The organism is Kribbella sp. NBC_01505 (assembly GCF_045040285.1).
Taxonomy (GTDB): Bacteria; Actinomycetota; Actinomycetes; order Propionibacteriales; family Kribbellaceae; genus Kribbella.
In genome coordinates, this window is sequence record NZ_CP109425.1 from 8709101 (window position 1) to 8723660 (window position 14560).

17 protein-coding genes are annotated in these 14560 nt (G+C 65.1%); 5 read left to right on the forward strand and 12 right to left on the reverse strand.

Going from position 1 to position 14560, the window contains the following annotated elements; all coding sequences use genetic code 11:
* The first annotated feature begins 11 nt into the window (after nucleotides 1-11).
* Nucleotides 12-986, forward strand: coding sequence for a hypothetical protein (locus OG474_RS40925; protein ID WP_405059043.1), 975 nt, complete (start codon nucleotides 12-14; stop codon nucleotides 984-986).
* Nucleotides 987-1138: 152 nt separating this feature from the next.
* Here OG474_RS40925 and OG474_RS40930 read toward each other — a convergent pair whose 3' ends face one another.
* From OG474_RS40930 to OG474_RS40940, 3 genes are all read right to left on the reverse strand, one after another.
* Nucleotides 1139-1636 (reverse strand): hypothetical protein, encoded by a 498-nt coding sequence (locus OG474_RS40930; protein ID WP_405059044.1) that lies wholly within the window; start codon nucleotides 1634-1636, stop codon nucleotides 1139-1141.
* Nucleotides 1637-1725: 89 nt separating this feature from the next.
* On the reverse strand, nucleotides 1726-2367 hold the full coding sequence (locus OG474_RS40935) for a response regulator (RefSeq protein ID WP_405059045.1): 642 nt from the start codon (nucleotides 2365-2367) through the stop codon (nucleotides 1726-1728).
* Nucleotides 2364-4331 (reverse strand): histidine kinase, encoded by a 1968-nt coding sequence (locus OG474_RS40940; RefSeq protein WP_405059046.1) that lies wholly within the window; start codon nucleotides 4329-4331, stop codon nucleotides 2364-2366. Before OG474_RS40940 ends, OG474_RS40935 begins: the two co-directional genes overlap by 4 nt.
* 157 nt (nucleotides 4332-4488) lie before the next feature.
* Here OG474_RS40940 and OG474_RS40945 point away from each other — a divergent pair, with 157 nt between their 5' ends.
* The gene (locus OG474_RS40945) at nucleotides 4489-5196 is read left to right on the forward strand and encodes a hypothetical protein (protein WP_405059047.1); all 708 of its coding nucleotides are present in this window, start codon (nucleotides 4489-4491) and stop codon (nucleotides 5194-5196) included.
* Between the two features lie 5 nt (nucleotides 5197-5201).
* Here OG474_RS40945 and OG474_RS40950 read toward each other — a convergent pair whose 3' ends face one another.
* Entirely contained in the window at nucleotides 5202-5705 is a 504-nt protein-coding gene (locus OG474_RS40950) for a MarR family winged helix-turn-helix transcriptional regulator (RefSeq protein WP_405059048.1), read from the reverse strand.
* A 55-nt stretch (nucleotides 5706-5760) separates the two neighbouring features.
* Between OG474_RS40950 and OG474_RS40955 the strand changes: the two genes are divergently transcribed.
* Nucleotides 5761-6753, forward strand: a complete 993-nt coding sequence (locus OG474_RS40955; protein ID WP_405059049.1) for a methyltransferase — start codon at nucleotides 5761-5763, stop codon at nucleotides 6751-6753.
* A gap of 80 nt (nucleotides 6754-6833) precedes the next feature.
* Here OG474_RS40955 and OG474_RS40960 read toward each other — a convergent pair whose 3' ends face one another.
* The 5 genes from OG474_RS40960 to OG474_RS40980 all read right to left on the reverse strand — a co-directional run bounded on the left by OG474_RS40960 (nucleotide 6834) and on the right by OG474_RS40980 (nucleotide 11393).
* Nucleotides 6834-7421: a hypothetical protein gene (locus tag OG474_RS40960; RefSeq protein WP_405059050.1), complete on the reverse strand. Its 588-nt coding sequence runs from the start codon at nucleotides 7419-7421 to the stop codon at nucleotides 6834-6836.
* A 342-nt stretch (nucleotides 7422-7763) separates the two neighbouring features.
* Nucleotides 7764-7955, reverse strand: a complete 192-nt coding sequence (locus OG474_RS40965; RefSeq protein WP_405059051.1) for a sigma-70 family RNA polymerase sigma factor — start codon at nucleotides 7953-7955, stop codon at nucleotides 7764-7766.
* 332 nt (nucleotides 7956-8287) lie between these two features.
* Nucleotides 8288-8914, reverse strand: coding sequence for an anti-sigma factor (locus OG474_RS40970; RefSeq protein ID WP_405059052.1), 627 nt, complete (start codon nucleotides 8912-8914; stop codon nucleotides 8288-8290).
* 12 nt (nucleotides 8915-8926) lie between these two features.
* Nucleotides 8927-10444 carry an alpha/beta hydrolase gene (locus tag OG474_RS40975; RefSeq protein ID WP_405059053.1) on the reverse strand — a complete coding sequence of 506 codons (1518 nt, stop codon included), beginning with the start codon at nucleotides 10442-10444 and terminating at the stop codon, nucleotides 8927-8929.
* 199 nt (nucleotides 10445-10643) lie between these two features.
* A complete protein-coding gene (locus OG474_RS40980; RefSeq protein WP_405059054.1) occupies nucleotides 10644-11393 on the reverse strand; it encodes a class I SAM-dependent methyltransferase in 750 nt (249 codons plus the stop codon).
* 223 nt (nucleotides 11394-11616) lie between these two features.
* On the opposite strand from OG474_RS40980, the gene OG474_RS40985 reads away from it, so the two are divergent.
* Both OG474_RS40985 and OG474_RS40990 read left to right on the forward strand, forming a co-directional pair.
* Nucleotides 11617-11943: an acyl-CoA thioesterase gene (locus tag OG474_RS40985; RefSeq protein ID WP_405059055.1), complete on the forward strand. Its 327-nt coding sequence runs from the start codon at nucleotides 11617-11619 to the stop codon at nucleotides 11941-11943.
* An 83-nt stretch (nucleotides 11944-12026) separates the two neighbouring features.
* Nucleotides 12027-12668, forward strand: coding sequence for a fibronectin type III domain-containing protein (locus OG474_RS40990; protein ID WP_405059056.1), 642 nt, complete (start codon nucleotides 12027-12029; stop codon nucleotides 12666-12668).
* A 54-nt stretch (nucleotides 12669-12722) separates the two neighbouring features.
* Here OG474_RS40990 and OG474_RS40995 read toward each other — a convergent pair whose 3' ends face one another.
* From OG474_RS40995 to OG474_RS41005, 3 genes are all read right to left on the reverse strand, one after another.
* Nucleotides 12723-13313, reverse strand: a complete 591-nt coding sequence (locus OG474_RS40995; RefSeq protein ID WP_405059057.1) for a hypothetical protein — start codon at nucleotides 13311-13313, stop codon at nucleotides 12723-12725.
* A gap of 9 nt (nucleotides 13314-13322) precedes the next feature.
* Complete coding sequence (locus OG474_RS41000; protein ID WP_405059058.1) at nucleotides 13323-13817, reverse strand: Rieske (2Fe-2S) protein; 495 nt, start codon at nucleotides 13815-13817, stop codon at nucleotides 13323-13325.
* Between the two features lie 74 nt (nucleotides 13818-13891).
* Complete coding sequence (locus OG474_RS41005; RefSeq protein WP_405059059.1) at nucleotides 13892-14503, reverse strand: DUF6529 family protein; 612 nt, start codon at nucleotides 14501-14503, stop codon at nucleotides 13892-13894.
* Nucleotides 14504-14560 lie beyond the last annotated feature (57 nt).

The window sequence follows — 14560 nt, forward strand, 5'->3', positions numbered from 1 at the left end:
ATGATCGTGGCGTGAGCAAAAGCAACGCAGCGGACGAGTTCGACTTCGAACCCGTTGCAAATGGTGTCGACTTCCTCGCGAAGGCCATCGAATATCTGCCGGCTTCGGACCCGAGTTCCCTGAAACACGCCGTACTGAACCTGCATGCCGCAGCCGAGGTCCTAGTAAAGGTTCGACTCGAAAGGGTCAGTTGGGCGCACATCGTCGCAGACGAACCAGTGGACTTCGCCGCCTACCAACGAGGCCAGTTTCGCAGCGTCACGCTAGGACAAGCGATCCGCCGTCTCAGGGAACACGCCGACATCCACCTGCCACGTTCCCACCGTAAGGCTCTTGAACGCCTCGAAGCCGAGAGGAACAAGCTGCAGCACTACGGGGGCAGCGGCAGCATACTCGCGATCGAGAGCGTCGCAGGCAAAGCCCTCGACGTCCTTGCTGTCTTCATCCGGAGCTATCTCATCCCAGACGCACCGGTCGACCAGGCCACCAGACTCGGGGAGGCGGAGGAGCTTATAGCCGCCGCGCTGAAGGAGTTGACCCTGCTGATCCACGCCCGCCTTGCCAGGATCGAACCCTCTCTGGACACCCGTTTCATCATCAACTGCCCGGACTGCCTGCAGTTGACACTGAGCATCGAGAAGGACGATCCCGAATGCTTGTTCTGCGATCGACACTGGCCGCCCCACTGGGAGTCCGGCACCGACCTGGCATCCGCGGTAGCTGAGAACGTGCTCGGACGCTCCTGGTACGAGGCCATCACGGACGGCGCCGAGCTTCCGGTTCGAACTTGTCCCGAGTGTGAACTCGAAGCACTGGTCCAACTGGTCGAAGTGCGCGGAAAGGGCGACATGAACGTGTGCTTCAACTGCGACCTCGCCGATCTTCCTGGCAACTTCGACTCGTGTACCCGCTGCGGCGAACTAGTCCACGGCGATGAGACCTTGGTCTGCTCCAACTGTTGGGATGCGGTGATGGCCGGCGACTAGCGACGTGACTCCCTGCATGGGCGACACCCGCTGTCATCGCCGAGAGCGCGAAGCTCCTCCTCTGATCGAGTCCTGTCCGTCCGATGGACGCGTTCAATCAGGCATGGGGTTCTCGCAAGCCGTCGTATCCGCTGCTAGCCTCTCGCCTATGACTACCTGCATCTCGCAGGTATGCGACGAGATTGTGTTGGTGTCCCCCCTCGGACACGATACTTAGCCACACGATCCCCCAGCGGATCAATCTCTACGCCGACCATCTGGTCGGCGTAGTTGTATGTCAGGGACAATCTCAAACCCTCATACAACCCACTCAGCTCCGCAGGCCCCGCCGCGTCGAGCGCCCGCCCCACATCACCCAACTCGTCCACATACGTAACTAGTTGGTCACGACTCAGAAGCTCCTGCTCCGGCACCACCGCCAACGCCCGCTCGGCAACCTGCTTCTCAGCCGCCGCCGCGTTGTACTGATCCCGCAATTCCACCGGATCCCATCCCGCCTCAAGCGCCTTCCGAGCCCGATCCATCGTGACCTTTGCCGCACGGACACGCCCACGCAATTCCTCGACACGCGCGTCTCGACCGTCCTCAAGGTCATCCTCGGCCAGCAGCGCCTCGATCGTCGCGTCCCGATGCATCGGATCGAACAACATCCCAACCCATCGGTTGAGCGGCCGCAGAACCGCATCCTCCCTCAGATAGATCTGTCGAGGATGGGCCAACGCGGCTGCGGATCCAGGGACTAGCGGCCCCGTCCTAGTCCGGCGTCGCGGGCGCGGGCGATGGCTTCGGGGCGGCCCGCGACCTGGAGCTTGGCGAAGATCGCCGAGATGTGGTTGTTGACGGTCTTGACGGTGAGTCCGAGGTGACGGGCGATGGCTGCGTTCAAAGACCCGGCCGCCATCATTTCCAGCACCTCACGCTCGCGTGGGGTCAGCTCCGGAAACGGCGGGGCCTGCGTCGGCGGATTGGCGAAGTGCTGCCAGACGCGCTGCGCCACCCCGGGGCCGAAGATGGCCTCCCCCGCCGCGACCGCGGTCAGCGCGCGGACGATCTCCAGCTGGCCGGCGCCTTTGACCAGGTAGCCGCGGGCGCCCGCGCGCATCGCGGCGAAGACCGACTCGTCGTCGTCGAGCATCGTCAGCACCAGGACCGCGACGGACGGCGCCGTTCTGGCGATCTCGGCAGTGGCAGCGATGCCGTCCAGATCGGGCATGTGCAGATCCATCACGAGTACGTCGGGATGCTCCAGCACCGCGCAGCGAACGGCCTCGTGGCCGTTGGCCGCCTCCGCGACGAGCTCGATCCCTTCGGTTGCCTCCAGCAACCACCGCAGGCCGTCCCGGACCATCGGGTGATCGTCCGCGACCGCGACCCGGATCACGACAACCCGCCCAGCGGGAGAGTTGCGAGCACCTGTCCGCCGTCCTGGGCCGGCTGCGCGACGAGTGTCCCGCCAAGCTCCTCGGCGCGTTCCCGCATCGATCGCAGCCCGACGCCGGCCTGCCACTCCCCGTTCGGTTCGTCGGTGGTGCCGCTGTCGGTGATCGTCAGGTGGAGGTCGGCGGCCGTCGCCCGCAACCGCACGAAGGCGAGCCGTCCGGTCGAGTGCCGGACAGCGTTGGTCAGCGCTTCCGAGACGATCCGATAGGCGGCGACCTCGACGGCGGCGGGAAGAGTCGGCATCGCCCCGGAGATGTCGACCTCGACCTTGAGCGTGTCGAACTGAGCGGCCACCCGACGGATCGCGCCGACCAGACCGACCTCGTCCAGGGCCGGCGGTCGCAGTCCGTAGACCAGCCGGCGGATGTCGTCGATGGCATCGCGGATCTGGTCGCCGAGCTCCCCGTTCAGTCTGGTGGCGGTGGCTGGATCGGCGTCGATGAAGTGACTCACGGCCTGGACCTTGAACGCGGCACCGGTCAGCGCTGGCCCGAGGCTGTCATGGAGTTCGCGATGGAGCCGCCGCCGTTCCTCCTCGGCGGCCGTCACGAGCCGTTGGCGTGACACCTTGAGGTCGTCGGACAGCCGAGTCGCATGGACGGCAATCGCCAGCGGCGTGGCGAGCAGGTTCAACGCCTCCAGATCGGCGCTCGCGAGCCGACGCTCACCCGCTCTCGCACCGACGACCAGTTCGCCCACGCGCTCACCTCGAAAGGTCATGGCGACGACCTGAAGGCCGGTCGCGGGGACGCCGGTGGCCGCGAGCTCGCTTCCGTTCGAACGAACCGCCGCGAACGGGAGCCGCAGTACAGATCGAATGCCTTGCAGTACGACGGTGAGGTCGTCATCGGCCAGCAGCCGCCCGACGGCCGACACAGCGCGGACCGGATCCCGGCGCGCGCCGTACAGCATCCGATCGACCAGCCGCTGCAGCCACGTCCGGATCGGATTGAAGGCCAGCGCGATGGCGAAGGTCGCCAGGACCGGGGCTCCGATGCCACGAAAAGCGCGATCCAGCAGGGCGACGAAGGCGAGATAGAGGAGAGTGACGCCGGCAGTCAGGACCACGTACTGCAGCGTGCGGGCGAGAACGAGCCTGATGTCGAACAGCTGGTACCGCAGGATCCCCACGGTGATCGCGGCCGGTATGAGCGGTACGGCGAGGAACAGCAGGATGGTCGCGTTGCCGAACTCCGTCCCGAAGCTGGTCGGCAGATTGATGCTGACCGCAACGACAACCGCCATGACGAGCCACAGCAGCTGACGCCGTACCACCTCGCCGCCGTACACATAACGAACGACCAGACTGGCCACCGACGCCAGCATGACCAGAGTGACCAGCACCGGCAGCACACCGATCAACGGCGACAGAACCGACGGCCAGTACGGCGCGAGCAACGTCATCGGCTGTCTACCGGGCGACTTCAGCGCCAGGTCGGCAGTGAAGGCGCCGACCAGCATGTTCAGCGTCCCGATCAGCAACGTTGCCCAGATCAACAATCGCCAGCGCGGTGAGACAGGCTGGCCGGTCGGCACGAGTTGCAGCGCCAGCGGCAAGCAGAGGTCTGTTCCCCAAGGCCAGGCCGCCGCGAAGATTGTGGCCAAGGTGTCCAAGACGAGTCTGGACCACCCGTGGTCGAGCCCGTACTGGAGCGCCGGAACCGTTGCGGCTGTCGTCAGCGGAGCCAGACCGAGCACGAGGAACAACCAGCCGACGGGATTCTGCGGACGGGACCGCGCGATCAGCCAGCCGCAGACACCGAACGAAGCGCCGATCGCGACGTTCGGGACGAAGTAGCTGGCGACGGCGTCGCCTGGTTCGAGGCCGGCGATCCAGGCCCCTCCCACTGCGACCAGCAGCTCCGCCAGGAGCAGGCCGAACAGCAGATGCGCACGCGTCGTCATAGCGCCGATCATCGCCGCGCGAACACCCAGTGGCACAGGGAGCCGGCCCCCAGAAGACCCAGGAAATCCGCCTGACCCAGAGCACCTCGATGCCGTGGCGGGCTGGGCGTTGCCGCGTGCAGCGTTGGGATGGTCAACCATGAGAAAGGGCTTCATGATGAGTACTCCAACAATTCCTACCGACCAGGTTCGCCGTACGCGACCTCGAGACGTTCGAACTGCTCGCCGGGTGGCGGCGGCGATCGTGCTGCCGATCCCGGCGTTCTGCATCGCCTTCGGCCAGCCGCCCGAGTACGGCGCGGCCGATACGCAAGCCGCGCTGGATGTCATCGGTGCTCATCTCGGCGCGAAGCACCTGGTGGTGTGGGTCGGCGCGGTCGCGATGCTGACCCTGGTACCGGCGTTCCTTGCAGCTGCACGACTCGCGCGTCAACGGCGGCCGCTGCTCGCAGCGGTAGCTGCGCTCGTCAACATGGCCGCCTACCTCGGCAGCGGCCTGGGGCTCGCCGCCGCGGACATCTACCTCGAAACCGCGGCGAAGCCCGGCTTCGATCGGGACGTGCTGGCAGGATTCCTCGATGCCGCCAGCAGCCACGGCGTCTTCGGCCTCGGCATCGGGCTGTTCGTGATCGGCCACATCGTCGGAGCAGTCCTGCTCGGGATCGCCCTGTGGCGGATCATCCCCCGCTGGGCCAGCATCGTCCTGATCATCTCGCAACCGCTGCATTTCGTTGCCTTCGTCATCCTTCAGAACCAGGCGCTCGACATGACCTCGTGGGCGCTGACCGGTGTCGGCCTGACGGTCTGCGCCGCCGTCGTACTGCGGACACCCAACGATCAATGGGATCTCGCCCCGCAGCAGTAACCCCTCTACGGCACTACGTGTCCGCCACCCCGACCGGTTCTCTGCTGTCCGGGCTCGGTTCTGATCAGGCTGCGGTCAGGTAGTGGGGTGGTCGAGCCGGTCAGCTCTTGGAGGGTGGTCCACAGGGCGTCGAAGCGGTCGGTGCCGAGGCGCTCCTCCCAGGCATCCAGGGTGGCTGCGATCGCATTGCTGATCTGGTGTTCGAGCTTGCGACCCGTCGCGGTCAACCGAACCAGCCTGGCTCTGCTGTCGGCGGGATCGACCTCGCGAACCAGGTAGCCGTTTCGCTCGAGGTGCGTGACCAGTTCGTGCATCGACTGCTTCGTCATGCCGGCGTGCGCGGCCAACTCGGCGGTGTGCGAGCCGTCGATACCGCCGAACCGGAACAGCTGCAGGTGGGCGGACCGGAGCGCGGGATGGTGTGGACCGACGTCGTCGAGGATGGCGGTCAGGGCTTGGTCGAAGGCGAGCCGCAGCAGGCCGAAGTACCGGGGGATCTCGGTTGACACGAAGGTCAGGCTACCTTACCGTCATGGTCAGGAAGCCTGACCATGAAGGAGTGAGATGTCCGAGCCGGCCGAGCAGCTGATGGGATTCCTGACCGGGAAGTGGGTGCCGCCCGTGCTGGGTGTACTGGCCGAGCTGGGCGTCGCGGACGAAGTGGCCGAGAAGCCCTTGGCCGCCGACGAGTTGGCCGAGCGTCTCGGCGTCCACGCCACTGCCCTCTACCGCGTGCTGCGGGCCGCGGCATCCGTGGGCGTCTTCGCGGCGGACGACGAGGGCCGGTTCGGATTGACCCCGACGGCCGAGCTGCTGCGCACCGGCGTACCGGGGTCGTTGCGGTCGGCCGCGATGATGTTCGGGCTGGAGCCGTTCTGGTCGCCGTACGCGCGGATCGCCCACACCGTTCGGACCGGGGAACCGGCCTTCGACCAGGTCTACGGCCACAGCATCTACCAGTACCTCCAGGAGAATCCCTCAACCGCGGAGACCTTCGGTGCGGCCGCTGCCGGGTTCCACGGCGAGTCCATGGCGGCTATCGCGGCAGCACACGACTTCTCGGCGTACGAGCGCATTGTCGATGTCGGCGGCGGGTCCGGTGCGCTACTTGTCGAGGTACTGCGAACTGCTCCGGCGACGCGCGGTGTGCTGCTGGAGCTGGAGTCCGTGCTGCCGACCGCCGAGCAGGCGTTCCGCGAGGCCGGGATGCTGGATCGGGTCGAGCTCGTGGCCGGCGACTTCTTCGCAGAGGTGCCCGCAGGGGATGCGTATCTGGTGAAGAGCAACCTGCACAACTTCGACGATCAGCAGGCGATCGACCTACTCCGAGTGGTACGACGCGGCCAGGCGCCGGCGTTGATCGTGGAGACGATGATCCCGGCTGGCAACGAGCCGCACTACTCGAAGTTCGACGACGTCGAGATGATGGTGATCGCCGGCGGCGCGGACCGGACCGAGGCCGAGTGGATCGCCCTCACCACCGCGGCCGGCTTCGAAGCCCGCCGGGTGGTCAGCTGCAACGACAGGTTCTCGCTGCTGGAGGCGATTCCGACCTAACCAACCGGATGGTTACTTCTGATGGTATTGCGGGGGTCCCCCGCTCTCTCCAGAGATCCCCCTGGACCGTAATACCCACATCAGCGCGGCGCCGGAGGCAGCGGAACGTCGTACTGTCGCTGCCCCGGAGCGTCCGTGAACGGCGTCACCCGGAGCGAGTTGTTGTTGCTGTTGACATCGAGTGCATGGTTCGGAAGGTCGAACGGCCGCATCACGTAGTAGACCTGTGAGCAGAACTCGCAACTGCCGAACTTATAGAAGCGCTGCTCGACCGACCACCATTGACTGAAGTCATCGACGTTGCACGCCGCCGACACCACGCCGGCTCCCTTATGACTCAAGCAACTAGTGCCGTTCTCATTGATCAACTGCGCGATCGGGCGACCACCGTGACCGATGTACGACTCCGTCCCCCAATGCCAGTACGCCCCGAACGGCTCGGCGGGGTCGAAGCTCTGGTAGGTCACCGGAAATCCGCCCACCTGCGAACGCAGGATGTAGCCCGCGTACGTCGACATGTCAGTGCGAATCAGAAACCCGTTGCGCCCCGCCGCCTCGGCCTGCCCATTCAACGGACCGGCGAGCAACGTCGTCACCAGCGCCGACAGCACACCCAGCACGGCGACCAGTCGCCGCTTCCTGCTTCTTCCGTGCTCTACATGCTTCATGCGTATTGCTCCATTGGTAGTTCGTTGATTGGTCGCACCAGCGACGCAGCGCAGATAGACAACGAAACCTTCAGTGATCCGATGCCAGGCCTGCAGGGGATCCACCGATGCTGGTGTCATGCCTCAGGCTCTGGCGGGATTGTTCCCTGCATCTACAGTCATCTAGGCAGTACGGCGATGCCGCCTGGCACGGTTCGCCTGTTGCTAGCCGTGTTCAAGGAAGCGTCGCCAGGCAGATTTGCTGAACGTGCCGTCTTCGGCTGGAGCAGGATCGCGGACGTCGCGGAGGAGGCGGGGCCCACATCGGTGGACGTTGCCCATCCGCACGTTCGCTGCCGCTGCCTAGTCGGTCAGCGAACCGAGGTGCGACAGGAGTTGGCTCAGGCGGTGTTGGGCCCGCGAGGTGCGGCTCTTCACTGTTCCGAGAGGGATCCCGAGGAGGCCGGCTATCTCGGTCTGCGAGAGGCCGTCGTAATAGGCCAACTGCAGGACCCTGCGCTCGTCCTCGGAGAGCTGGTCGAGCGCTTCCCGCACCTGCCATTGCTCCTATTCGGGCGGCGGCACTACCTACTCGTCCGCGTGCTCCGGCAATTCGAAGTGCTTACCAGCGCGGCACACACTCCGCAGATGGAGTTCGGGCCCACTTTCGCGGTACAGGATGAAGCGGTCGGCGATCCTCGCGGGCCCCCCGCAGTCGGGACAAGCACAATCCAGGCGCACATCGGGGTCAGGGTCGTCACCCTCGGAGCCGACAGACGTTCGCTGCTCGATCATTTGGCACTCCAAACCAAGCGGGATGGTCCCCACATGGTCGAACGGCACCGCAACGGATTCATCGGTACCGGCTGCCTATCTGGAGGTGCGCGCTATCGGTAGCGCTCGGGCACGTCGCCGGTGAGTACGACCTGGCCGGATGATGCCGGTCCCGCACCCTCGAGCTGAGTGGTGACGGTGATCTTCGGATAGTCCGCGAGTGCGACACCCGACCACAACACAACGGCGTCCGTGCCCCGCCGAAGGTGGAACGTGCCGATCGCCACGCTACCTCGGTCACCCTTGACCCATGCTTCGTAGAACTGTCCCACCGCGGCCGGCGGCAGTCCCTTCACCTTCAAGGTGATCTCAACGCCGGACGACGTCTCCTTGAGGGCTGCGACGGCGCTGCCTCCTGGCCGCAATGCAGTGCCTTCGAGCTGCATCTCACGAGACGAGTCACTGAAGATGGCGGCGATACCGGGGATCGACGCGACCACGAGCGCACCCGCCGCCACCTGCACAACCGACCGCCTGCGACGGCGACTCAGTTGGATCGGCGGCGGTACGACCTTGGTGCCGAACAGCTCACCGTGGATGCGCTGCTCCAACCTCTCAGGAGGCTCGGCCCAGACCTCGCTCCTCCGCAACAGACTGTCGACCATCGCCAGCTCCTGGTCTTCAGCCATCGATGTCCGCCCTGCCTTCTCGGTCTCGCCCATGCCCGACACGTGGTACATACACCGTCGGTACTAACCCGTCTCAGGAAAGGGGTCGAAATCCTGCTGGCAGACCGTTCCCTGCGGAGGCAGCGTCCTGCCGTCGGTCAGATAGCTGAGCGCCGGAATCAGCAAGCACAGATTGCCGTCGTTGAGCGCACCATGCCCATCCGACTCGTACGTCATCAGTCGTGCGTTGCCGAGATCCTTCGTCAGGGTCTTCGCCCACTTGTACGGCGTTGCCGCGTCGTGCGTGCCACCGATCACGAGAATCGGCGCGGCCCACGACGGATTGTGGAACGGCCCGCGATAGGCATCCTTGCCCTTGACCGGCCAGCGACCGGGAATGAGCAGGCCGTATCCCGTCGACGTTGCATTCGTGCCGGCGTAGGGGAAGTCCCGTGCTCCTTCGCGACCGGACCGCAAATAGGGTCCGATCGTGGAGGGGAACTTGGAGTCGGCTGCGAGACTCGCCTCCCAAAGGTTGTTCTCGACCGAGACGGGGTCGTTACCGGGCCCGTCGCCGAAACCGAAGCGGGCAGCGTGTCGGATCGCGGATCCATCGCCTCGCTCGGCCTTGGCCAAAGCATCTGCCAAGTCGGCCCAGAATGCCGGGCTGTAGGTGGCGTTGTTCAGGGCCGCTCGGACGTCGTCGCCGTCGATCGGCAACGAATCGGCCGGATCCGCCGATGGCAGCGGCCTGCTGTCAAGATTCTTGATCAGCCGGTCGAGGGCTGCCTTCGGCCCGCCGGCACCGAATCCACACGCCGGTGCCGTCGCGCATGCCTTCAGGAACCGGCCGATAACGTCCTCGGTCTCGGCCATCTGCTCGCGGAAGGCGCGCAACGGCTGATCTCTCCATTTTGCCGGATCGGCCGGTGAGTCCAAGACCATCGCCCGGACACGGGCCGGAAACATGCTCGCGTAGGTCGCGCCGATGATGGTTCCCTGCGACATACCGACGTAGGTCAGCCTTTCATCACCCACCATCGCTCGCAGGAGATCAAGGTCGCGGGCCATAGCAGCGCTGGTCAGGTAGGGCAGCAAGTCAGCGTTCCGTTTGAGGCAGTCCTGACCGTATCGATCGGCGGCCCTGACCATCTTGTCTACATCGACTCGGCCAGGCGCCGTCGCCTTGGTCGTGAATGGGTCCCATAGCGACCGGGGCGTCTTGCAGTCAACCGCGGGCTTTGCCCTGGCTGCCCCGCGCCCGTCGTACCCGATAACGTCGAACCGGCTGAACGCGGCGAAGGCACCGGGTGGCGCGTCAACCATCAGATCAAAGGTCCCGAGCGGATGCGCCAGGAACATGCTGCCGATCTTGTGCTCCACATCGGAGGCGGGCTGCCTGATCAGCGCCAATTCGATTTTTTTGCCGTGCGGTTGGCGGAAGTCGAGTGGCACGGTCGCGGTCGCACACTGATAGACCACCGGTACGTCGCCCTCGCACGCGCCCCACACCAGCCCTGCCGATGCACCGTTGGCCGGTCCAGGCGATAGCAGTCCCGCCATCAGCGCAGCCAATCCAACAGCAATGCCGAGCCTTTTCATCGAAAGAGTCCTCCAGTTCGCCACCGCTCTGTGATCTCCCGAGTACTACGACGCGCGGCGGACGACCGGTTCCAGGACAATGGAACCGTCGGACCGGCGCCGGACGTGTCGCCGTCTATTCGGTATCCGATAGACAGACGCAGGTGGGGACGACCCATCGCAGCTTGGGTTGACGACATCCGCCGAGCGGCATCGCACGCTATGCGGCTCTTGTCGCCCGCAGCGAGTAGGCAACTGGCAGATCTTGACCGGCAACCGACAGCCTGTACCAACCGTCGGGATCACGCACCAGAACATCCGGTCGATGTTCCTTGTCGTCTCGGAGGTGCTCGGTGAGGTCTTCGATCACGAAACCTGCCCTGGCAGCTGCAGTGACCACCTCCCCCACTCCGTGCGGATATCCCACGGCGGGCTGCGAGACCGATGCTGCGCCCCCGGCATAGGTTCCCTCCCACTGGAACACCTGCGCCGCACCCCCGAGGTACACCGAGCCGAAGACCAACGGCGACGCCGAATCCGTCATCAACATCAAGGGGTGGATCTCGAGCAGGATGAGTTTGCCGTTGGGACGCAGAGCTCGGAAGGCGCCCTGGAACCAAGCATCCAGCGAAGCGACCCAGCAAAGGGTGCCATACGAGGCGAACACCAAGTCGAACTGTCCGTCCAGACTCGTTGGCAGCTCTTGCGTGTCAGCCTCGACGAAGGTCGCGGGGATACCGGCCTGGGCGGCGAGCAACCGCGCGTGTTCAATCGCGGCCGGCGAGAAGTCCACACCGGTCACCCGCGCTCCCTCCCTGGCGAACGACAGCGATTCAAGACCGAAATGGCACTGCAGGTGCAGCAAGTCCAGGCCGTCGACTGGCCTCACTTCTGATCGAATCGTCGTCGTCAGCGCCGACGAACCCCCGAGGAAACCGTCAACGTCGTAGTGCCCGGTCTCGTCCGTCAACCGATGAACCTCAGTCAGCCGGTCCCATAGCTTCTTGTTGACCTCGAGGTACGTGCTGCGTTCGTCCATAGGAGCAGTCTGGCTATCCGACTCGTTCGATGTCATCGGTAGCCACTGCCCAACTCTGCGTCGAGCGGTCAACACAGCTGGCCGAGAACCGGTCGGCAAGCCTCTGCGTAGTCCATGGGGAATCGATCCGATACGCGAAGGAAGCACTACCAGGATGACCGGCGGCCGAGATCCCCTTCTGACATTCCACGGCTATGCCTCGCCGCGGGACAACGAGCGCGGTATGGTCGCAGCTCGACAGGAGCTCGTCTTCCGGCATGAGGTTCGTGCCGGCGACTCTCTCTCCATCTACTCCGAGATCGTCGGAGTCGGAACAAGATCGCTCAACATGCTGCACCGCATGATGAGAGCCGACGGCCAGCTTGTGGCCACAGCCGAGATGACCGGTGTTCACATCGATCTCGTCAGTCGACAACCTTGCGATCTCCCTGCGGACATCCGCAGGCTGTCAGGCAACCTACAGGCGTCACCTTTGCGGTAACTACCTCTGGTGCATCCGATCGCGGCTCATTGCGCGTAGTAACAGCGCGAGCACTCCGCCTCGTCCGTCCACTGGAGGTGTCTATGCCTGCCCGACTTCGCTGGTTCCTGGCATTGGTCCTTGGGCTGTCCGCTATCAGCGGCACAGCCATGGCTACCAACGTCCCGAGCCCACCATCCAACCTGCATCTGTCGCAGCTCAGCTTCACCTGGGTCGAGTTCATCTGGGACCCTCCTCCCACCGGAGGAACAGCAGCACCCCGCTACGACGTCCGCATCGAACCAGGTGGTTGGCAAGCCACCGCCTTGAGCGCCAACAAGTCATTCGGCGGACTCCAGGCCGGTACGACGTACGAGGCGTCCGTGCGCACAATCGATGCTACCGGCAACTTGTCGACGCCGACCACGCTCACGTTCACCACCCGACCCCGCGTCGGCCCGCCCCCAAGCACACCGACCAACCTCCGTGTCACCACGCTCAACGGCCACGCCGACAGTCTCGTCTGGGATCCATCGCAACACACCTCTCCGGTCATGTACTGGGTGTACGCCGGTACAGAGGTCGTCACGGCGACAACCGAGCCGCACATCAAGGTCTCCGACCTTGTAGAGATCCATTGTCTCGAGCCCGGCAGCACCTACAGCTTTGAAGTCCAGGCCATCGATTACGACAACTACCAGTCAGCTCACAGCGCTCAGCTCACATTCACGATCCCTGCCCTCTAGCACCTCAACACGGCGGGCCTGGCCATCACAAGATGGCCAGGCCCTTCTTTGCCGCTACCCCGCTTCAGCGCCGACCTTCTTGCCCTCCGGGCTGATGGCGTGCCAGGTACCTTTCAGACCTTCCCCGAGCACGTCGCCTGGCTTCGTATCCTTGGAGAATCTGTACAGCGGCCATCCGCCGAGAGTTGCCTGCACATCCTTGTCCTTGCGGATGACTGTGCCGAGCTTGGCCTGGTCGACGCCGGCGCCCGCGAGGGGCTGGCCGGACTTCACATAGACGGGCACCCACGCGGATAGGCAGGTTTGGGTGTTGCACACCGACTTCGGCGGATCTGTCCCGTCGAGCACCGACAGGTACAACGTGAATCCGTTCGCGTCGACGGCGGTCGGCCCGAGATTCGTCGTACCGGCCTTGATGACGACCTCGTCATTCGCGGGCGGCACGACACTCTGAGTGGGTTGAGGCGGCGGCGACTGCGCCGGAGGCGGGCTCGGAACCACCGGTTCTGGTGATTGAGGAGCCGCAGGCGCGACTGGCGCCGGGGCTGGAGCCGCGGTGACGGTATTGCCGACGACGGGGCTCAGCGCGGCAACAGCTACTGTCGCGCCGATCACCCAGATCATCGTCGGCAGACTCTTCAGCATCGGGGGTCCCTACGCCTTGAAGACAGCGCCGTCGCGCTGCTGAACTGCAACCGGCGGCAGCGGGTTCTTCGCCGGGCCTGCCACCGGTCGGCCGCTGCCGACGTCGAACTTGCTCTGGTGGCAAGGGCAATTGATCGTCCCTCCGCTCACCTCGGTCACCGTGCATCCGCGGTGCGTGCAGATTGCCGAGAACGCGGCGATCTTGCCGCCTCCATCCTTGGTCAGGACGATCTGCTGCTCAGCCAGCACAACCCCACCGCCCGCCGGAATCTCATCGACCTTGGCCAGCGGCGGCTCGCCAGGCGCGCTGGTCGTAGGCACACTGCCGGTGGCTGCGGGCGGCTGGCTCGATGCTGGGGCCCTGGGTGGCGCGGGTGGCGGCGCACTGGCCGTGGGCGGGGCCGCCTGCTCGACGATGCAAGCATTCAGCATCGTGGCGCCCGCCACTGCGCCTCCGGCGACCAAAACGGTTCGGCGGACAACGCCGTCAGCTGGGGTGACCATCAAAATCTCCTCAATGAAATCGGTGCTCGCGGCAGTGCGAACGTCAGCACTCCCGCAGGTGGAAAGGTTTCCGTTCAGCGCAGCGGGACGCCTGGCTGCGTGAAGTACCAGAGGGCGGCCGTCACCCAGACGGTGACAAGAAGCGCAAACAGCAGGCCGCCAGTGATCGGGAGCGACCAGCCCGGCATGCTCTTGGCTCGCAGAGTCAGCATCTTGGTCGTGAAGACTCCGTAGAACGCGCAGCCGAAGAAGGAATGCAGAGCGGTCCGGACGTCGAACGTGCTGTATCCCAAGCTCCAGAGGCAGTGATATGCCACAGGCAGGGTCGCCAAGAAAGCCACCGCTCCGCTCCACCGGTGCAGCAGCCCCAAGGAGGCCGGCGCCGGTTTGCTCGTCGGCAGCTTGTCCCACATCCAGGCGGCCGAGCCGATCTGGAACAACGCCAGCAGCAGGGCGGCGGTGGCCAGCCATGCCTTCATCGGGCTCATGTCGGTGAAACCGATGATCAACGCCAGCGGCCGACCGGTGGGGACGTGGGTGCGGCCGTAGATACCCAGCGACAACGCGACCAGTGCGCCGACGACCGCGAAGCCCAGCAACGCCAGCCCCGCCGTGCCGGCCTTGCCGGCTTTGCCCTCGGCATCCTTCTCACTCTCGTCCCGCTCAGCAGTCGCATCCGCATCCACGGCGTAGTCCCTTTCACTAGCGATGGCGTCGCGGTTCTTACGTACGCTCCACCGCTT